Genomic DNA, 19167 nt, shown 5'->3' with positions numbered 1-19167 from the left:
GCGGGCCGCAGGTCTTCCCCAGGGCCCGGCCGCCCCTGGGAGCCGGGCGGCAGGAGCGGCCGTACGGGCCGGTGAACGCGGACAGGCCGGCGGCCGCCGGGGACGCTAGGCGGCGTCGTGGAAGACCAGGGCCAGGGTGTGCCGGCGCCCTGAGCGGATCGCCGAGACGCCGTGCCGGACCGGCGCGGCGGACCAGCCGCGCGCGGAACGCACGGGCCGGTCGCGGGTGGTGAACACGTAGCCGTGGCCCTGCGGGAGCAGGGTGGCGGTGCCGCGGGACTGGGCGCGGGGGCGCTGCTCGACCAGCAGGAACTCCCCGCCCGTGTGGTCGGTGCCGGGCCGGTCCAGGTTGATCACGACCTGGAGCGGGAACACCAGGTCGCCGTACAGGTCACGGTGCAACGCGTTCCAGTCCCCGGCGCCGTAACGCAGCAGGATCGCGGTGGACTTGGACTGCCCGGCCGCGTGGCACATCTGCAGCCACTCGTCCAGGGTGTCCGGCCACGGCGCGGTCCGGCCGAGCCGTTCCCACCAGGTGCGGGCGATGGGCAGCAGCCGCGGGTACAGGGCCTGCTTGAGCTGTTCGACCGGCTCGGGGTAGGGGGCGTGGAAGTACTTGTACTCGCCGGACCCGAACCGGTGGCGGGCCATGTCGACGGTGGAGCGGAACAGCTCGGGCCGCTCGTACAGGTCCCGGAGCCGGGCGGCCTCGTCGGGGGTGAGCAGCTGGGGCAGCAGCGCGCCTCCGAACGCGTCGAGTTCGGCGGCCACCGCGTCCCAGTCGGCGGCCTCGGCCCGGCCGGCCCACGGCCCGGCTCCGGCGGGGACATCCGCGCCGGGAGCCGTCTTCCTCGTCGTCGTCCTGGTCTTGGTGACGGTGGTGGCGGTCATGCCGCGGCCTCCAGTTCCAGCAGGGCGGTCTTGGCCTCCAGGCCGCCGATGTAGCCGCCGAGGGTGCCGTCGGAGCGCAGCACCCGGTGGCAGGGGACGACCACCGGCAGCGGGTTGGTGGCGCAGGCCGTGCCGACCGCCCGAACGGCCTTGGGGCTGCCGACCAGTTCGGCGACCTGGCGGTAGCTGCGGGTCTGGCCGTAGCCGATCTCCGGCAGGTGTTGCTGGACCAGCTGCCGGAAGCCCTTGGACAGGGACAGATCCAGCGGCAGGTCGAACGCCTGGCGGCGGTGGTCGAAGTACTCGTCGATCTCCCGGGCGGCGGTGTCCAGTCGGCCGGGGGCGCGCAGGATGCGCGGGCTGACCTTGTCGGCCAGGGTCTGCAGGACCTGGTCGTGGTTCTCGACCGCGTAGGCGACGCGGATCAGGCCCCGGTCGGTGGCGGCCAGCAGCAGAGGGCCGACCGGGGAGTCGACGACGGTGTAGGCGATGTCGACCAGGGCGGCGGCCTGGGCCTCGGCCTCCAGCCGGCGGTGCAGCCGGGCCAGGGTCCCGGCGTCGACGGGAGCCGACAGCATGCTCAGGACGTCATCGTGGGATCGGGTGCCGCTCATGTAGATGCTCCTCTCGAGGTCGCGCCCGGATAGTGTTTTCGTAGATTCTTCAGACCGTCCGCCGCCGCCCGGCGTGCCGCCACGGTGTTCCCGCCCAGGACCGCCGCGATCTCGTCGTACGACATCCCGGCCAGGTAGCGGAACGTGACCGCCTGCCGCTGCTTGCCCGGAAGGCGCCCCACCATCTCCCACAGCTCCCCGTCCTCGGCGCCCGGAACGCCCAACGAGCTGGGCGCCTCCGGCAATTCCTCGGCTGGCAGCGGCTGGCGTCCGGCGGCGCGCAGCACGTCGATCGCCTTGTGCCGGGCGATCGTCACCAGCCACGCCTCCACGTTCGCCGTCTCCGGCAGCCCCGGCCAAGCCCGCATCGCCGCCAGGAACGTCTCCGACCAGGCGTCGTCGGCGTCGTGTGTCCCCAGCAGCGCCCGGCACACCCGCAGCACGGTCGCGCCGTGCTGCTCGACCGCCTTCTCGAATGGTTCCCTCATCCTCGCCCTGCCGTAGACCTTGAATCCGAACCGATGTGTTCGAGCTCCCGAAACAGCCGGCCGGTCGCGGCCGGCACTGCCCTCCTCCAAGTCCGGCGGCCTCCGCTCGGTCTTCGGGTCGTCGCCGTGCCCGGCCGCCTTCTCCACCTGCTGTCTCACCTGGAAGACGGTGCGGGTGCCGTGAATGTGAGATCCGAATTTCACCCGCCGGGACCGTGGACCCTGGCCTACCGCCGCCGAGGACGAGCGCGCAGGCAGACTCGCACGGCGGCGGCCCGGGCAGAACCCGCGCCTCCCGGCGGGACCCGGCAGCAACCGACCCGGTGGGAACGTGCCCGGCGCGGGCCTCAGCCGCAGCCGCTCCCGTTCATCCGGCGGACGGGTGCAGGACGGGCGCGTACCCGGCGGCCAGCACCTGCACTGTCACCGCGGGGGTGAGCACCTCCACCCGAAGGTCCGGGGCGACCGCCCGCGCCGCGTCGTACCCGGCCATCGACCAGGGCCGCCAGCGCCCCAGCCGCATCAGCCCGGCCTCGCCGTCCAGGCGGATGAACGCGCCGTCCGGCAGGTCGCCGGCCGCCGCCCGGAAGGTGCGCTGGCGCCCGTCGGGCGTTCGCCGGTCCGCCTGCAGCCTGCCGTCCATCTCCGGCGCGCCGGGAAGGCCGCCTCCCCGGGCGTCGGCCCAGCTGCGCTGGAACCGCCGGTAGTCCGGGACGCGGCACAGCCCGCACGGCCGGTGGCCGGCGGCAAGGGCCGTGGCCTCGTCGAGAAAGTACAGCTCCGTCAGCCGGCCCGGCTGCCACTGAACCCGCCACCAGTCCTTGAACTCCAGCACGCAGCAGACCCAGGCCCGCGTCGACGGCTTGCGTGTCGGCTGGCCGCCGGCGCCGAGCAGCGCGCCCCGGTTCCCCCAGAACAGCCCCCGCCCCGGGTCGGCCACGAGCTCGCCGTCCGGCCGCACCCGATTGCGCCGGCCCGTACGGACACGTCCGCCCGCCCCCGGCTGGTTCCCCCGCCCGGTCAAGCCTTCGTCCACCGGCATGATGCGCTCCTCGCCCTGTCGGATGATCGGCGGGCGGGGTTGACCGCCGACATGGTGAAGACGCCGGCTCACTGTCAGGCGTGAGACCGGAGTCCAGGCGCCAATCGGATCACGATGCGCCCTGGATGTTCCTCAAGCTCCGAGGTGCGTCAGCGCGGCAGCTTGGTGGTGCGCTCCGGGTAGGCGGCGGTGACGTAGCGCATGGCGGTCGCTTCGGTGATACCGAAGAGCCTCACGAGCCTGAGCGGGTCCCCGGTGGCGAAGGCTTCGTCGAGGATGCGGTCCTGGCGGAGCCTGTCGAGGGTCGGCCCGTTGGGCAGGACCCCCTGCATGGTCATCCGGTGCACGGCCGGGTGGTCCGGATCGAGGGCGGTCTTCTGGGTGACCAGCAGGTGGGGATTGCGCTGGTGGGCCAGCGCTGGTGGCGGTAGGCCAGCCGGTCGGCGGCAAGACGGTGGGTGAGCTCCTCCAGGTAGAGGGTGTGCCGCCGCAGCCCGCGGCGCAGGTCAAGGGTTCCGCGGGCGAGATCCAGGTCGGCGGCGAGCGCGGTGCGGATCTCGGCGGCGGGGACCGCGTGGACGGCGGCCGGGGCGATGGCGAGCCGTGCGAATGCGGTCGCGCCCTGGTCGAGCAAGCCGGCCGGCAGGTCGGCGGGGACCGGCCGCGGGATTCCTGTCAGATCCCCCACAGGCAGGCTGTGGGCCAGATCGCGGAAGACCAGCCTCTCGCGCTTGAGCGCCAGGGCCAGGTGGCGGCGATCCGCAGGTATGTGCGGCGCGCTCCGCGCGTGATCCCTACGAGAGGCTTTTGAGCATGATCGTAGCCAGGGGGCCAGAGGACGCCGGATTCTGTCCGGTGTACAGGTTGCGGTCAACCACCGTGTATGACTCCCACATCGGGCCGCGCGAGTAGTCTGTGGAAAGGTTTCTGACCTCGTCCTCCATGAGCCACTTGGCCTTGTCGGCGAAGCCGACGCCCGCCTCCTCGTCGTTCGTGAAGCCGGTGACGCGGTAGTCGGAAAACGGCGTGTCACCTTTCTCGTCCCGGGTGGCGAGCAGTGCCGCCGGGGCATGGCAGACGAGGCCGAGCGGTTTGCCGGACGCGAGGGCCCTCCTCAGTAGCAGCCCGGAATCAGCATCGCACCAGAGGTCCTCCATGGGGCCGTGGCCTCCCGGGTAGTAGACCGCGTTGTAGTCATGGAGGTCCACGTCCTTGATCGGGATGGCGTGGCGAAGCTGCTCAGCCTCCTCGATGATGCCTTCCTGCTTCACGGATGCATCTTCTCCCCCTGTGAAGCGGGGTCGCAGGCTCATGGTGTCGCAGACGGGTACGACACCACCCGGGGTGGCGATGGTGACCTCGTGGCGGGCCCCGGTGAACACGCTGTACGGACTTGTGAACTCCTCAGCCCAGTAGCCGGTCGGGTGCCGGTGACCGTCCCTGAGCGTCCAGTAGCTTGCTCCGGTCATCACGAAAAGGATCTTGGCCATGAGAGAGCGCCTCTGAAGGTTGGAGGAATCTGATACCAGCGAAAGCGGTTCAGGTCGCAATCCGGCGGGACTCGGTTGCGGAGTCGGTTAAGAGCAGGCGGGACCGGTGATGATACGGCGGAAGGCATGGTCTTCCATCGGGATCACGAGGCGTCGAGAACTCCATGACATCGCAGACCGTGACCGATCAGACGATCCGTCACTTTGTCTCGACCTCCTACGCGGAGGCCATGTGCACAGCAGTCGGGAAACTGACGTTGCTGGACTTCCCCAGGTTGACGTCATCGTTCGGGGCAACCGGCTGCCGGGTCCCGAGCGTGCCGCCAAGCAAATGCGACGGCCATCCTCGGGTACGAACGCCCTTACAGCAGCGGAGAATGGGCGGTGCGCGACCGCCGACGCAAACCAGGAGTCTCTTCTGCTCGCGATCACCTGAGGAGTGGGGGTCACTTGGCGACAGGAGTCTCCGGCTTCATTTCGTAGGAATGCTGGATGGACGGGTGCCGGGTCCCAAGGCCGTCCGTGATCTTGCGCTCCCACGGAACCTCCTGAAGATGCTTGGTTTCTTCAAGCATCAACTTGGGCTCCAAATTTCGGTAACTGTCGACCTCGCCGGCAGCGACGGCCGTCAAGGTCGCATAGACCGCTTCAGGGTCGAACTGCGCGCGGGGGAAGGAGAGCTCGGAGTAGTCGAAGAGCCGCTGGGACGGGTCATCCTCCCAGCTCTCCCAGGTCTGGAACATGCGGTCGTTGAACCCGGTCAGGAAGGGCCCGGGGTTGACCGTGGCGACTTCGATGTTGTGCTCCTGCAGCTCGTAGGCCATCGTCTCGGCGATGGCCTCGACTGCGTGCTTGGAGGCGGAGTAGATGCCAGTGAACGGGTTGACGTTCAGGCCCTCCCGCGAAGAAACCCAGACGATGCGGCCTGCCCCACGCTTGATCATCTGCTTGGCGATCCCCTGCGTAAGGACCAGGGGCCCCGTGACGTTGACCTCGAACTGGTGCCGAATGTTCGACTCGGGAATGTCAACTGTGGAGCCGCCTTCGCCGACACCGGCATTGTTTACGAGGATTTCCACACCCCAGCTGAGGGCCTTTCGACGGTCACCGTCGTTCGTGACGTCGAGCTTTTCGACCTGAAGCTTGACTCCGCGCTCGACTGCCTGCCACTTCAATGTCTGCACCTGGGCGTAGATCTCCACCCCGGCGATCACGTCGAAGCCCTTCTCGGCCAGGCGCATGGCGGCTTCGAACCCGAAGCCGGTGCCCGCTCCCGTGATAAGGACCTTCCTGAGTTCCGCATTCGCCATACCGAGCGCTTCCTTTCATGCTGTTGGTCGCGCAGCCGTCGGCGTTCTGACCCGTTCACCGACGGCAGGCCGAGGCGCGCTACGCGCTGGCTGACATGCGCGAGGACGCTCCTCTCGGGGTGACGGCGAAGCATTCCGGCCCGGGAGCGTTGCACGATTATGATCGACGCATTCCACTGGGGCCGGCAATCCAAGTGGGCCAATCGGGTATTACTGAACTTGAATTCGTGATGTCGGTGGCGGCTGGGGTCAGTCGTTCATGTTCAGACCGGTCCGGGTGAGGCAGCCGTCGATCGGGTGCGGGCACCGCGAGCTCAGGCAGTCCCTGGACCTGACACCTCCGAGGCAGATGGTGGGGCGGCGAGGAGGTCCTCCAGCCGGCGGTTCGTGGCGGCGTCGCGGCCGTTGTCCGAGGCTGGCCGCGGGGCGGTTTCGCCGCCGTCGCGGCCAGCCGCGGCGGGGAGCACGGCCGCGAACGCGGAACGAATCGGATCCGCGTCGACATCCGCCACTGACCGGAACACTGTCCCCGGACCTCGGCCGGCACTGGCGCGAGCGCCGGCACAGCCCGCACCGCCCACGCCGCCGCGCGTCAGGCCGTACCGACACGACCACACACTGTTCCGATTCGTCCCAGCGGGCACCCTCGACCACGGTGTTTTCGACCATCAGGGTGCGCTTCCATACGCTGAAGGCAGGCACAGGAGCCCCAAAGGCCGCCTTCTCGCCGTCTGCCACCGACGCCGTCGTCACCCGCACGCCCATCCGACTGCCCCCCGCCGCCGAGGTCCCGCACGCGCGCAACCAGATTGGCGCGGTGCCGCGTCGACGCCTTGGGTCATCTGACTGCCGCGCCCTGGCGGGTCGTTCGGCCGGCTGTTCAGGCTGGTCCGGCATCGCCGCTCTCCCGCAAGCAAGCCTCGTCGCCCGCGCCCACCGGGGAGTGCGCAAGGCACTGCGATGGCGATCCATCAGAAGACGGCCCCACTGGGAAGCCCATGGCCCGCGCCGCGCAGCGAACTGCCCGGAGATCCGGGCGGCGCGAGGCGAAGCGTTGCGAGGCGGCCGGCGGTGCGCCGGGAGGCAACTACGGATGCGCGCGCAGTCCACAGCCCTGCCCCGAACCGAACTAGTTTCGGCCTCCCCGCAGGCCGGGCGGCCCCACGCGGTCATCCCGGGGGCACGGAAAGCCGGCCGCGACCCCAACCAGAGGAAGGGCCGACAGAACAATGACCGATCTCCGCGACGGGCAACCATGCAACCTCTCGGACGGCTTATGGTGCCCCTTCCCCTCCCTGACGAACTCCCACGCCGAGCAGGCCGACCGGCAGAGCCTGGACTGGCTGGCGCGCCACCGGCTGCTGGACGGACAGCTGCGGCAGTCGGACCGGATCGGGCGCCAGCGCAGCGGTCACCTGGCCGCGCGGACCAACCCCGAGGTCTCCGCCGAGATGCTGCGCCTGCTGTCCGACTGGTACGTGTGGCTCTTCGCCTTCGACGACGGGTACTGCGAGGACCGTGAACGCGGCTCCCGCCCCGGGCCGTTGGCCCGCACGACCGCTCTGCTCGCCCGGGTGATCGACCCCGAGCCGCCCAGCGGCGAGGTGTCCGGACCGGTCGGCGCCTATGCGCCGGCCCTGCGGGAGATCCGGGACCGGGTCGCCGCGCAGGCCTCGCCGTCACAGCTGTTCCGCTGGGAGTGCACGGTCCGCGACTACCTCTCCGCCCAGGTGTGGGAGGCCGCCAACCGCGAGGCGGGCACGGTCCCGGGCCTGTCCGAATACGTGGCGATGCGCAGGCACGCCGGGGCGACGTACACCTGCCTCGCCCTGGTCGACGTCGCGGCCGGCTACGAAGTCCCGGCCGCGGAGGCGGACGGCCCGTCGCTGCGCAGGCTCAGGGACCTCACGGCGAACCTGGTGAGCTGGGACAACGACCTGTACTCCCACGCCAAGGAGACCGCGGGCGGCCAGGGCCACCACAACCTGGTCGAGGTCCTGGCCCGCCACCACCGCTGCTCGCCGGCCGAGGCCCGGCAGTCGGCCGTCGCCCTGCGTGACGCCGAGATGCGCGCGTTCGTCGAGCTGAGCCGGACCATCCACGCGGGCGGCAGTGACGCGGCCTCCGCGTACGCCCGGAGCCTCGGGCTGTGGCTGCGCGGGCACATCGACTGGTCCCGCAGCAGCTCCCGGTTCGACGTGCCGACACCTCCGGCGAGGCACTGATGCGCCAGGACGCCCCCCAGGCCGACGCCGCGCCGCGTGCGCCGGGCCGCCTGCCCCTGCTCGGACACCTGCTCCCGCTGCTGACCCGCCCCGTGCCCTTCCTGCAGTCACTGGCCGACCATGGGCCGGTGGTGCGGATCCACCTGTGGCGCAGGCCGGTTCACGTGCTCACCGATCCCGAACTCGTCCACCGGCTGCTCGTCAAGGACGCCGCGAAGACCGAGAAGGGCTTCGTCTTCGACAAGGCCCGCGGCGTGCTGGGCAACGGTCTGTTCGTCTCCGAGGGCGCGTTCCACCTCCGCCAGCGGCGGCTGGTCCAGCCGGCCTTCCACCGCGACAGCATCCGCCGGTACGCCACGTCGACCGCGCGACTGGCAGCGGCGGCGGTGTCCCGCTGGGAGCCCGGACGGGCCGCACCGATCGAGCCACGCATGCACGAACTCGCCCGGGACATCGTGGCCGAGGCGCTGTTCGCCACCCACTTGAACCTCGCCCAGAAAGCCCGGATCGACCGGGCCGTGCCCGTGGTCCTCACCGGATTCGTCCAACGGGCGCTCTACCCCTCACCGCTGCTGGAGAAGCTGCCCGTGCCGGCCAACCGGCGCTTCGACACGGCGGTCCGGGACCTGCGCGCCGTCGTGGACGAGATCGTCACACAGGCCACCGGCCAACACCAGGGCCCGGACGACACGCTGCTCTCCCTGCTGCTGACCACCCGAGACGAGCAGACCGGCCTCGCCATGGCACCGGCCCAGGTACGGGACGAAGCGGTCTCGCTGCTCCTGGCCGGCACCGAGACGACCGCCACCACCCTCGCCTGGCTCTTCCACGAACTCGCCCAGCACCAGGACCTGCAGGACGAGCTGAGCGAGGAGGTGCGCGCCGTCGCTGCCAACGGCGCCGTGTCCCCGGACGACCTGCCGCACCTGGAACGCACGGGGCACGCGATCACCGAGACCCTCCGGCTCCACACCCCCAACTGGATCCTGATGCGCCGGACGGTGGCGCCGCTCCACTACGGCGGCATCCTCCTGCCTCCGCGGGCGGAGGTCCTCTTCAGCCCGACCGCACTGCACCGCTCCCCCCAGCTCCACCCCGACCCCTTGCGATTCGACCCCGACCGCTGGCGCCGTCCTGCGGATCGCACCCCAGCCAGGCTGTTCATCCCCTTCGGCGCCGGCCACCACAAGTGCGTCGGCGAGTCCTTCGCCTGGACCGAGATGCTCGTCATCGCCGCAGCCGTCCTCGCCCGCCTGCGGCTCAGGCCGGCCACGGCCACCCCGGTCAGGGAGAACGCCACCGCCGCCACCGTCCGCCCGCGCGGCCCCCTGCTCATCGCCGAACCGCGATGAGCAGGGGGCATGCCGAAGCCGTCGCTGCGCAACTAGCCACCCGAGAAAATGTTGAGCATTGAACCATAATTCGAGGGTACGACCCCGCGATCGGCCGTACCCGAGGAGGAAATCATGGAACAGTCCGTCACCGACAACACCGCGAAGTCCCGGTTCGAGATCCACGACGACGGCGAACTCGCCGGCTTCGCCGAGTACCACCGCTCCGGCAACGAGATCGCCTTCATCCACACCGGAATCGACCCCCGTTTCGAGGGCCGCGGACTCGGCAGCCGGCTGGCCCGCACCGCCCTGGACGCGGCCCGCGAGCACCAGCTCGCCGTCCTGCCCTACTGCCCCTTCATCCGCGACTGGATGATCAAGCACCCCGAGTACACCGACCTGATTCCCATCACCCACCGCACCCGCTTCGGCCTCTGATCCAACGGGCCGACGGCCCGGCGGCGCGCAGCCACCGCCCCCTGGTCCTCCCTGGCCTCCCAGCACCTATACCCCGCCAGCGCCTTGGAGATCGACCAGGAGCCCGCCGAGCCACCTCACGTCGTGCTCGCGCCCGACCAGCGTTTCGCCCATCCATTCCCCGCGAAGCCGACGCCTCCGAGTATCCGGTCAACTCACCTCCCGCCTCGGGCCGATCGACCGATAGATCGTCAGTTCAGTTTCTCTTCTGGGACATTTCCCGTGCACGGACGCACAACTGTCCCGGCTCCCGCTGCCGTAGCGTCACGGCCAGTTCGGACCTCCGGCGCGACCCGCATCCGGCGGCAGGCCGGCGGTCCACTTTCCCCGAGAGGAGAACTGCGTTGTCGCAGAACATGCTTGCCGAGGACACCTTCGCCGTGATCGAGGCGGCGGAGCGCCTGCTGGAGGGCGAGCAGCCCACCGACCCGAGCACGCCGTCATCCTGCGCGGACCAGCGGACCGTTACCGTGATAGAGGGGTTCTACACCTACTGCTGATCGGCGTCCCTGCCCGCACTCGCCCGGCGCGTCCCCCGGGCGAGTGCGGGCCCCCTCCCCCGCACCGCGAACGGCCGCCGGAGCGCCGGCGGGCCCGACCACAAGGACACATCGATGAATCCCACCGAGACTGCCGAACCGCTGACGGTTCCCCCCGACTGGTTCGCAGCCGTGGGCACGGAGATCGCCGTGGTGCTGGAGGACCTGCGCCGCGACCACCCGGGCCTGGCGGACGCGGCCGCCGGCCTGCTGGCAGCGGACGGCGGCAGCCGAAGTCCCTTCCGCCTCCTGGGCATGGCCGTTCTCGGAACGCTCACCGGCGAGCCCCGGCCGGCGGCCACGGTGTGTGCGGTCTCCCGGCTGTGGTGGGCGGGGGCCGAAGCCCTCGACGACCTCGCCGACGGACAGGGCCCGGCCGCACCTCGGGGCAGGTCCGAACTGGCGCGCACCACCCTGGCAGCCGTGGCCTGCGGGAGCACACTCCCCCACTGGGTGATCGACCGGCACTCCACAGCCCCGGACATCCGCCTCGCCTGGGAGCAGGAACTGGTCCGCACCGCGCTGGACGCGCTGGAGGGCCAGTTGGCCGACATCGCCGAGCCGGCGGACGACGCCGTCACGTGGCGGTCCGTCATGGCCTGCTACCGGGGCAAGAGCGGCGCCGCCTACGGCCGCGACGCGGCGATGGCGGCCAGGCTCGCCACGGACCGGCCCGAAACCGTGCGGTCCTGGCGGACCTTCGGCGAGCTCTTCGGCGTCCTGCGACAGCTCGGCAACGACGGAGTTCCCAGCCCGGCACAGGAGTTCGAGGATCTGGCCAACGGCACCCGCACCCTCCTACTGGCCCACGCGCTCGAAGTCGCCGCACCCGCGCACCGGGAGCACCTGCTGCGCCTGCGTGCCCGGGTCGGCACCGATCCGGGCGCCCGCGCGGAACTGCGAGCCGCCCTGCGGGACCCGTCCGTCCTCGACGGCTACGGGCGCCGGGTCGAGTCGCTGCGGCAGCACTGCTGCGCGGTGCTCGACCGACTCGCTCCGGACGGCACGTACCGGGAGCTGCTGCACGGCGTGATCCACACCTCTGCCCAAGCGGTGCCGAACGGAGTTTCCGCGTGAACGAATTGATCGACCGTCCGGAGCTGCTGCGGTCGATGGCCGCACGGTCCGCCGGGGCCGCTCCCTTCGCATCGGGACTGCTGGCCAGACTCGCCGACGACGTCGAGCACGGCGGGCCGGTGACCCGCCTGATCGGACAGCACCCCCAGGCCGGCGCACCCCTGTTCACCATCCGGGCCATGGCCGGGGTCCAGGGCCTGCTGACCGCCGGGCGGCTTCCCCGGCTGACCGCACACCTGGCCGAGTCGAGCGCGACGGACGGACTCGAACCGCGCGGCACCGACCGGTCGTGGGAGCTCTTCGTCACGGCGATCGCCGACCACCCCGCCGAGATCGCCACTGCGCTGGACAACCCGGTGCAGCAGCACGAGCCCGTCCGTGCCGCAACGCTGCTGCACGGCCTCGCACTGCTGCGGGCCCCGCGGATCCGACTGCTCGAACTCGGCGCCTGCACCGGGCTCAACCTGCTGATCGACCACTACCGGTGGTTCGGGCCCGGCTGGGAGTGGGGCGACCCCACCTCACCGGTCCGGTTGCCCGCCCACGGCCCGGATCCCGGCAGCATCGCCATCGTGGCGCGCGCCGGCTGCGACCTGCACCCCCGCGACCCCGCCGATCCGGCCGACGCGCAGACCGTACGGAGCTACCTGCCCTTCGAACACACCTTCCTGCGAGCCGCCCTCGACGACGCGCTTGACCTCGCCGCCCGCACCCCGGTCCGGGTGGAACAGGCGGACGCGGTCGGGTGGCTGCGGCGCGAGCTGGCCACGCCGGCCGATCCGTCGGTGCGCACCGTGGTCTGGCACAGCCTGTTCTGGGGATTCCTCGAACCCGGCCAACAGGACGCCCTGGAACAGATCATGACCGACGCCGCCGCCACCCTGCCGCTCACCCGCATCGCCTTCGAACCCCACGACTGGACGATGCCACCACGGCTCCAGCTGATCCAGTACTCCTGAGCTCGGAGCGCTCCCGACACGCCGCCGACCCAGCGGCTCGTTCTCTACGTGAGGAATCCCGGCATGCTGCTCGGCGAGGCATATCAGTACCTGGCGTCACCCGCCGGCCGCCAAGACCCCTATCCCGCGTACGCCGCTCTCCACGCCCACGGGCCCGTGGTGCGCCTGCGACCGGACTTCTACGCGGCCACCGGCTACAACGCCGTCAACGCACTGCTGCGGGACCCGCGCCTGGAGGTCCGGGGCCGGCCGGACGGCGCCGCCTCACACCTCATCGCGAACTCCATGATGAAGGCCAACGGACCCGACCACGCCCGCGTCCGGCGGCTCGCCGCGGACGCCTTCTCACCCCGCAGGACCGACCGGCTGCAGGAGGTCGTCACCACAGAGGCGACCGCCCTCGCCGACCACGTGGCCCAACTCGGCCGCAACGGCGAAGCCGTCGACCTCATGGCCGAGTTCGCCTACCCGCTGACGATCCGGATCATCGGCACACTGCTCGGCGTCCCGGCCGGCGAGCACCAGTGGCTGCGCGAGCGGGCGCAGGAGACGACCGCGGTCCTCGAACCGTTCCGGCCCGCCGGCCCGACCACCACGGCCGACCGCGCGGCCCTCGAACTGGAAGATTACGTCACCGAGCTGACCCGGCTCCGACGCACCGAACCCCGCGAGGACCTGATCACCACGCTGGTGCTGGCACATGACCGCGACAACGGCGAACTGTCCACCCGCGAACTCGTCGTGAACCTCGTGTTCCTGCTGCTGGCGGGCTTCGAGACCTCCGCCAACCTCCTCGGCAACGGCCTGGGTGCCCTGCTGGACCACCCCGACCTCGCCGCCCGGCTGCGGACGGACCCGGACCTGGCCGACCGGTACGTCGAAGAGATCTCGCGCTTCGACGCGCCCCTGCAACTCACCAGCCGGTGGGCACCCGAGACGATCGAGATCGACGGCATCGGCACGATCGAGAAGGGCAGCCACATTCTCCTGTTCCTCGGGGCGGGGAACCACGATCCGGCACACTTCGCCGATCCGAACCGGTTCGACCCGTTCCGGGACTCCCCGCAGTCACTCTCCTTCGGCGCCGGCGCGCACTACTGCCTCGGCTCGGCGCTGGCCCGTACGGAGGCGCGACTGGCACTCCCGCTGCTACTGAAGCGCCTGCCCGCCATGCAGCGCACCGGCACGGCAGTGCGCCGCGACCGCCTCACCTTCCGCGGCTACGCCAGCCTTCCGGTTTCCTTCCAGAACTGACGGAGCGCCCGCCGTCCCGTCCGTGCTGTCCGTCTGCGCCCACCACGCCGGCCGGTCCCGGATGGTCGCCGCCTTCCTCACCCGCCTCGGCGCGGCCGGGTCCAGGCCCTCTCCGCCGGATCCGTCCCGGCCGACGCCGTGAACCCCACGGTGGTCGAAGCGGTGCGCGAGGTCGGCGTCGACATCTCCGCCGAGACTCCGACCGCGACGTGACGGAAGGGCGCCGGTGACGATCGGCCGACGCCGGCGAGCCGCGGGGCCACCGGGTGCCGTGCCGGCGTCCCTGGCCGGCTATCCGCTTCCGCCCGGTTCGACGCGCACCGGGAACGCCCGGCAGGGTCTGCGTGGGCCGGCCGGGATCCGTGTCGAGGAGGTCGCGGTGCGCGCGGCCGCGTGGATGCTGAGGTCGCAGACGCCGAGCTTGCCGATGCGGGCAACGGGTCCCTGGATGACGAGGGCGGCTGGACGGCGAACCGGCGGCGGGCGGAGGAGCGGGAAGTCGACCCGGCCGGCTTCCCACTTCTCCGGCGTTTCCGGGGACCGGAGTTGACCACTGCTTGACCTTTCGGGGCCGCCAGCGCGCCCTCCTCCAGTGATCACCACACAGCGCTACCACCGATTACGGGACAGAGCCCAATTCCTGATCGACCCCCGACTACGCTCCGAACAGCGTCAGGCCCTCGCTGCTGGTGTCCGGAACGACGGGCCGGAACTGCGTGGGGACGGTGTCATGGCGGCCGGGCCCCGCGGCAGCGGCCACCGGCGGGGCTGTCTCGGCCAGCCAGGTGCGGAATCGGTCGACGGCTTCGCGGTAGGGGACTTGCGCCAGGACGCGGTGCTCCCCGCTGGGACAGTAGTCCACACTCAGGGTGATCATGCAGGAGCGGGGCGCGTTGTGACTGCCCGTCCAGGAGGCGCGCAGTTCACCGCAAGGCTTACGCCCGCGGGAGCTGCGAGGGGCGCGGTGGGTCGGGCGCAGCGGTTCGCCGACCAGGAGTGCGGTCAGTGCCGCCAGGTGTGGCAATGGCAGCGTGGTGCGGGCGCGGCAGCCGGGGCAGCGGTGCCAGTGCCGCAGCCAGTCCTCGGCGTGGGTGTGGAAGAGGGACGTGTAGCGGCTGGTGACGTATACGTCGTTGTCGTAGAGGTAGTTCGGCCGTTCCCGCGTGTTGCAGGACTGGCAGACGGGTGCGCGGACGTAGCCGTGCTCGTGGCAGTGGTCGACCGCGAAGGCAGGTGCCTGTCGGCAGACGGCGCACCTCCAGCCGGACACCTCCAGCTTGGCGCGCTTCTTGCTGAACACCGAGTAGACGTGGCCTTCCAGCTCTCCGTTGTACGGGCGCAGCGCGGTTGTGCGGCAGTCGGGGCAGATCGTCTGCCAGCTGCTGCCGGCCGGGACCCGCCACTGCTCGGGCCGATCCGCCACGGAGCCGCACCTCTGGCAGGTCCGCGCGGCCGGCAACCACCGCTGCTCGGCGTGCTCGGCCACGTCCAGCACCTTCACCAGCGTGCGAGGCAGCCACCACGTGTCCCCTGCCCCCGCTCCGGTCCGCTCCCTCAGAGACCGGCGCCAGTCGATCCCCGCCAGATGCGGCAGATGGTCGCTGTCGCGCAGCAAGCGCCCAGGGGTGGCATCGACGCGGGATCGGGCCCATTCCTGGCCCAGGCGCTGACGCCACCGCAGTGCCGGCCCGTCCCCCTGCCCCGCTTTCAGTGACCCGCGGAAAGGAGCGACACGGACCAGGCCGACCCCGCTCACCTTGACCGCACGCAGTTCCTCGGCCGCCCGGCGTACATCGGCCTCTTGAACGTGCCACCGGCCGCCGGCTCCCTTCACCGTCGGCACCGCACGCGCGCCAAGCAGCACGTACCCCACCCGCGGATCGGCAGGGAAGCCGGTGAACGCTTGCCCAGTGGCCGGGAACACACTGTCGGCCATCAACTCGGCCCACAGGGCATCGGCGACGGCCAGGGGCACAAGGTGGCCCGTGCGGCGCGGAGTGGCGCGGTGCGGCATGCCCGGCACGCTATCAGGCACCACGGACACGAAAGTCCGACACTGGTAGTGCTTGCGGCTCTACGGGCTCGTGAGGTAGCGCGCAATCTCGCGGCCAGCGCCCGCCCAGGCCGGCTCGCCGGCTGGGCGACCCGACCGAGAAAGGCAGCGGCAAGCAGCTCTGGAGCACTACGCGTTCCAGGCCGAGGTCAGCCAGGTCAGGTCCGCTTCGGCCTGGCCGCGGGCGCTCTGCTCACGGATGAACAGCTGCTCGGTCTTGGTCAGCACGAGGGTGTACGGGCGTCCCTGCCGCCTGGTCTGGTGGTGTACCGGGAGCCCGGCCGAGTCGATTTTGGTGTGCACGTGCCGGCGTCCGTCCTTCGCCAGCGGCCATTCAAGGACTTGTCGTGAGCGGGAACCAAGGAACGTCTCCAGGGTGGCGCACAGTTCGCAGCCGCAACCGGTCCAGGCGATCGACCAGTCGTCCGCGGCACGCGGCTGTCGTGCGGCGATCGCGCGGAGCCGGTCCGCGCAGTCGCGCGCGAGCGTGTCGAGCCCCGCCGTGCGCCTGGCGTCCGTCGGCAGTGCCTGCGCCGAACGGCGCAGCATCGGCATCGGCCCGTCGAACGGGCTGTCATTGTGGCAAGACCTTGACCGAAAGTCACTGGCTCTCATCAAGTCGACTATCCGACAGAGGAGTTGACGCACTCTGCCAGCCCGTCCACGCCGCGGACCGCACCGGCGTAGACGACTCCGGCGCGGGCGCGCAGGCGGCGGAGCATCCGGGCGTCCTGGAAGCCGGCCGCGCGGGCGGCGGCCTCCGTGGTGGCGCCGTGCGCGATGAGGTGCTCTGCCCGCTCGACGCGCAGTTCCTGCTGGTAGCGCAGCGGGGTGAGTCCGGTGGCCTCGGTGAAGTGGCGGGTGAGGGTGCGCTCGCTGACGCCCGACGCGCTGGCGAGGTCGGCGAGGCTGAGCCGGGCGGTGAAGCGGGCGTCGATCAGGTCCTGCACCCGGTGGACGGCGTCGACCAAGTGGGCGCGGTGCCGAAGCATCACGCTGACCTGCCGCTCGTCGCCGTTGCGGCGCGCGTAGACGACCATCTCCCGCGCGATCCGGGCGGCCGCTGCCGGCCCGTGCCGGACAGCGACCAGATGCAGGGCCAGGTCGATGCCGCTCGCGATGCCGGCCGAGGTCACCACCCGGTCGTCCACCACGTACAGCACGTCGCGCACGACCACCGTCCTCGGGTAGCGGCGAGCCAGTTCGTCCTGGAGGTCGTGGTGCGTGGTGCAGCGGCGCCCGTCCAGCAACCCCGCCCGGCCGAGCGCGTCCGCGCCCGCACAGACGCTGGCGACCGTACCGCCGGCCGTGTGGTGGACGGCCAGCCGCTCCAGCGTCGCCGGGGAGAGGTCCCCGTGCGCCCGCAGCGTCGACGCCCGCCAACCGGGGACCACGATCAGGTCGTCCGGCGTGAGCCGCGGCCACTCGACGGAAGCCCGCAGCGTGAGCCCCTGCGCCGTGGGGACGTCCTCCTGCTCGGCCACGTAGCCGACCGCGTAGCCGAGCCCGTGGTCGGCCGCCGTCGAGAACACCTGGGCGGGCCCGGCGAGGTCCAGCAGGTGCAACTGCGGGACCAGCAGGAAGACGACGCGGGTCACGATCCGGTCAACTCCTTCACAGTGGTGACGGTGGCGAAGCGGCCCGCCAGAGCGTACTCGGTACGGGCGATGATCTCCTCCGTGGAGAGCGTGCGCGGATCGGCAAGGATCTCGTCGAGACTGCGCCCGGCAGGCGCGTCGCGATGCTCGATCGGATGGGTGGCGGTCGCGTCGACCACGAACGTGACGGCGTAGCCGAGGTCGGCCGCCACCCGGGTGGTGGTCTCACAGCACTGCTCGGTGCGAATGCCGCTGACCACCAGTTCGCGGATCCCCTGCTGGGTGAGCAGCTGTTGCAGGTTGGTGGTGGTGAACGCGTTGTGTGAGGTCTTGGTGACGACCGGCTCGCCCTCCACCGGCACCAGCCCCTCCATCAGGCGGACGTGACCGAGGGCGGGGTCGAACACCGTCCCGGTGCCGGGCTCGGCGTGCAGGACCCAGACGACGAGGTCGCCCTTGGCCCGGGCGTGCTCGACGAGCCGGGCCACCTGCCCGACGATCCTGGGGTTGGAGACGGCCGCCCAGTTCTCGCGGCGGCGGAAGGATTCCTGGACGTCGATGACGAGGAGTGCGTTGGTCATGCCTCGATCCTCACCGCCGCGGGGTGCCCGGGTGAAGACCCCATCGGGCCTGGATGCGGAACGATCCGGTCAGGGCGGGCGGCGGGCCCGCCGCCCGCCCGCCCGGTGTCGCCTCGCTTGCCTACTCCACCGGCCGCGCACGATGGGCGGCGATCAGGTCGCGGTACCAGGTGTAGGAGGCCCTGGGGGGTGCGGCGCTGGGTGGTGAAGTCGACGTGCACGAGGCCGAATCTTTGAGTCAACCCTTCGACCCATCGAACAGGCTGTCATTGGAGTCGCGGCTCGTCCTGGCCGGTGGTCATCTGCCCGCTGCGAAGCCTTCGCTACCTTGGAGATCCTGGTCTCACCAGAAAGTCAAGATGGCAGTCGCCGAGATGATTTAGTCGGGTAGCCGGGTCACGTTGCCGTGACCCGGCTACCCGACTAAATCGCCCCAAGCTGGTCCACCGGGCCCTTACGAGCCGGCGGTGGCCGCCTCCAGGGTGGTCGCCATGACCGGGCTGGTGAAGGTGTTCGTCGCGTCCCCCGAGGAGGGGTGGTAGGAGCCCCACTTGAGATAGTTGCGGTCACCGTCCCAGGTGGTGCCCTTGAACGTACCCGAGCCAATGGTGAAGGTCTGCTTCACGCCGTCGAACCAGAAGTCGATGGTGCCGTCGGTACGGCCCAGGCGGATCTTCAGCGCGTAGGCGTGCCACTGGTTGTTGGCAGTCGGCGAGGTCCACAGCGTGTGCGCGACGTGATCGGTGTCCCACTCCTGGAGGCGGATGCGCCCGGTCGTTGCGTCGATCTCGATCGGGTGGTTCGCCGTGTCGGTGCTCGGCGTGCACTTGAGCTGGAAGACGTACCGGCTGTTCGAGTCCTTGATGTCCACCTTGGACGACCAGCCCAGGTAGAAGGTGTCGCCCTCCTTCAGGTCGGGGCTGAGCGTCTCGCAGCGCTCCTCGCCCGCGGCCTGGAACGCCCGCCACACACTGCCCTTGGCGGAGTCCTTGACGACGCGGAAGTCGCCCGACGCGCACTGGACGGCAGCGAAGGAGGACGGTCCCCTGCTGGTGCTCGGGGTCCACAGGACCTTGCCCGTGACGGCCGCGGAGCCGCTGGCCACGGCCGGGCCGCAGGAGATCGCGAGCGTGGTGGGGCCACGACGCCGACGACGGTCTTGCGGTGCTGAGACAGAAGCGACATCTGTCTCCCTGATGAATGAGCGGCCGGAACGGACGCCGTCCAGGCCGGTA

The 19167-nt window shown here is 70.9% G+C and carries 20 protein-coding genes and 2 pseudogenes; 8 read left to right on the top strand and 14 right to left on the bottom strand.

Translation table 11 applies throughout. The features are described from left to right. Positions 1 to 105: 105 nt before the first annotated feature. From KS423_RS06995 to KS423_RS06960, 8 genes are all read right to left on the bottom strand, one after another. Positions 106 to 891 (bottom strand): 2OG-Fe(II) oxygenase, encoded by a 786-nt coding sequence (locus tag KS423_RS06995; RefSeq protein WP_224276192.1) that lies wholly within the window; start codon positions 889 to 891, stop codon positions 106 to 108. After that, the gene (locus tag KS423_RS06990) at positions 888 to 1505 is read right to left on the bottom strand and encodes a methylated-DNA--[protein]-cysteine S-methyltransferase (RefSeq protein ID WP_224276190.1); all 618 of its coding nucleotides are present in this window, start codon (positions 1503 to 1505) and stop codon (positions 888 to 890) included. The genes KS423_RS06995 and KS423_RS06990 overlap by 4 nt, the downstream gene beginning before the upstream one ends. Further along, positions 1502 to 2140: an RNA polymerase sigma factor gene (locus tag KS423_RS06985; protein WP_224276188.1), complete on the bottom strand. Its 639-nt coding sequence runs from the start codon at positions 2138 to 2140 to the stop codon at positions 1502 to 1504. The genes KS423_RS06990 and KS423_RS06985 overlap by 4 nt, the downstream gene beginning before the upstream one ends. A 220-nt stretch (positions 2141 to 2360) precedes the next feature. Then, positions 2361 to 3035, bottom strand: a complete 675-nt coding sequence (locus KS423_RS06980; protein ID WP_224276186.1) for a hypothetical protein — start codon at positions 3033 to 3035, stop codon at positions 2361 to 2363. Between the two features lie 149 nt (positions 3036 to 3184). Continuing rightward, entirely contained in the window at positions 3185 to 3373 is a 189-nt protein-coding gene (locus KS423_RS06975; protein ID WP_224276184.1) for a hypothetical protein, read from the bottom strand. Then, complete coding sequence (locus KS423_RS06970; protein WP_224276183.1) at positions 3370 to 3723, bottom strand: hypothetical protein; 354 nt, start codon at positions 3721 to 3723, stop codon at positions 3370 to 3372. Before KS423_RS06970 ends, KS423_RS06975 begins: the two co-directional genes overlap by 4 nt. Before the next feature lie 106 nt (positions 3724 to 3829). Continuing rightward, the gene (locus tag KS423_RS06965) at positions 3830 to 4525 is read right to left on the bottom strand and encodes a type 1 glutamine amidotransferase domain-containing protein (RefSeq protein ID WP_224276181.1); all 696 of its coding nucleotides are present in this window, start codon (positions 4523 to 4525) and stop codon (positions 3830 to 3832) included. Between the two features lie 446 nt (positions 4526 to 4971). After that, complete coding sequence (locus tag KS423_RS06960) at positions 4972 to 5835, bottom strand: SDR family oxidoreductase (protein WP_224276179.1); 864 nt, start codon at positions 5833 to 5835, stop codon at positions 4972 to 4974. A 1229-nt stretch (positions 5836 to 7064) separates the two neighbouring features. On the opposite strand from KS423_RS06960, the gene KS423_RS06955 reads away from it, so the two are divergent. From KS423_RS06955 to KS423_RS06920, 8 genes and pseudogenes are all read left to right on the top strand, one after another. Further along, complete coding sequence (locus tag KS423_RS06955; protein ID WP_224276177.1) at positions 7065 to 8060, top strand: hypothetical protein; 996 nt, start codon at positions 7065 to 7067, stop codon at positions 8058 to 8060. After that, positions 7985 to 9412: a cytochrome P450 gene (locus KS423_RS06950; RefSeq protein WP_224276175.1), complete on the top strand. Its 1428-nt coding sequence runs from the start codon at positions 7985 to 7987 to the stop codon at positions 9410 to 9412. Before KS423_RS06955 ends, KS423_RS06950 begins: the two co-directional genes overlap by 76 nt. A gap of 114 nt (positions 9413 to 9526) precedes the next feature. Then, a complete protein-coding gene (locus KS423_RS06945; protein ID WP_224276173.1) occupies positions 9527 to 9832 on the top strand; it encodes a GNAT family N-acetyltransferase in 306 nt (101 codons plus the stop codon). 383 nt (positions 9833 to 10215) lie between these two features. Then, a complete protein-coding gene (locus KS423_RS06940; protein ID WP_224276171.1) occupies positions 10216 to 10371 on the top strand; it encodes a hypothetical protein in 156 nt (51 codons plus the stop codon). A gap of 114 nt (positions 10372 to 10485) precedes the next feature. Then, positions 10486 to 11487, top strand: a complete 1002-nt coding sequence (locus tag KS423_RS06935; protein ID WP_224276169.1) for a polyprenyl synthetase family protein — start codon at positions 10486 to 10488, stop codon at positions 11485 to 11487. Continuing rightward, positions 11484 to 12446: a DUF2332 family protein gene (locus tag KS423_RS06930; protein WP_224276167.1), complete on the top strand. Its 963-nt coding sequence runs from the start codon at positions 11484 to 11486 to the stop codon at positions 12444 to 12446. The genes KS423_RS06935 and KS423_RS06930 overlap by 4 nt, the downstream gene beginning before the upstream one ends. A gap of 63 nt (positions 12447 to 12509) precedes the next feature. Next, complete coding sequence (locus tag KS423_RS06925; protein ID WP_224276164.1) at positions 12510 to 13700, top strand: cytochrome P450; 1191 nt, start codon at positions 12510 to 12512, stop codon at positions 13698 to 13700. A gap of 61 nt (positions 13701 to 13761) precedes the next feature. After that, positions 13762 to 13901: pseudogene (locus KS423_RS06920) on the top strand (phosphotyrosine protein phosphatase); the annotation flags it as partial. 454 nt (positions 13902 to 14355) lie between these two features. Here KS423_RS06920 and KS423_RS47930 read toward each other — a convergent pair. The 6 genes and pseudogenes from KS423_RS47930 to KS423_RS06890 all read right to left on the bottom strand — a co-directional run bounded on the left by KS423_RS47930 (position 14356) and on the right by KS423_RS06890 (position 19037). Next, positions 14356 to 15123 (bottom strand): endonuclease domain-containing protein, encoded by a 768-nt coding sequence (locus KS423_RS47930; protein WP_224276162.1) that lies wholly within the window; start codon positions 15121 to 15123, stop codon positions 14356 to 14358. 759 nt (positions 15124 to 15882) lie between these two features. Then, entirely contained in the window at positions 15883 to 16308 is a 426-nt protein-coding gene (locus tag KS423_RS06910) for a hypothetical protein (RefSeq protein ID WP_224276160.1), read from the bottom strand. A gap of 68 nt (positions 16309 to 16376) precedes the next feature. Then, on the bottom strand, positions 16377 to 17351 hold the full coding sequence (locus tag KS423_RS06905; protein WP_224276158.1) for a GlxA family transcriptional regulator: 975 nt from the start codon (positions 17349 to 17351) through the stop codon (positions 16377 to 16379). Beyond that, a complete protein-coding gene (locus tag KS423_RS06900) occupies positions 17348 to 17932 on the bottom strand; it encodes a cysteine hydrolase family protein (RefSeq protein ID WP_224276150.1) in 585 nt (194 codons plus the stop codon). Before KS423_RS06900 ends, KS423_RS06905 begins: the two co-directional genes overlap by 4 nt. 121 nt (positions 17933 to 18053) lie before the next feature. Next, a pseudogene (locus KS423_RS06895) lies at positions 18054 to 18186 on the bottom strand (family 1 glycosylhydrolase); the annotation flags it as partial. A 200-nt stretch (positions 18187 to 18386) separates the two neighbouring features. Then, positions 18387 to 19037 (bottom strand): heparin lyase I family protein, encoded by a 651-nt coding sequence (locus KS423_RS06890; RefSeq protein WP_224276148.1) that lies wholly within the window; start codon positions 19035 to 19037, stop codon positions 18387 to 18389. Between the last annotated feature and the right edge of the window lie 130 nt (positions 19038 to 19167).

It is taken from the genome of Streptomyces sp. LS1784, from assembly GCF_020103755.1.
Lineage (GTDB): Bacteria > Actinomycetota > Actinomycetes > Streptomycetales > Streptomycetaceae > Kitasatospora.
This window is presented reverse-complemented; position numbering and strand designations above follow the sequence as displayed.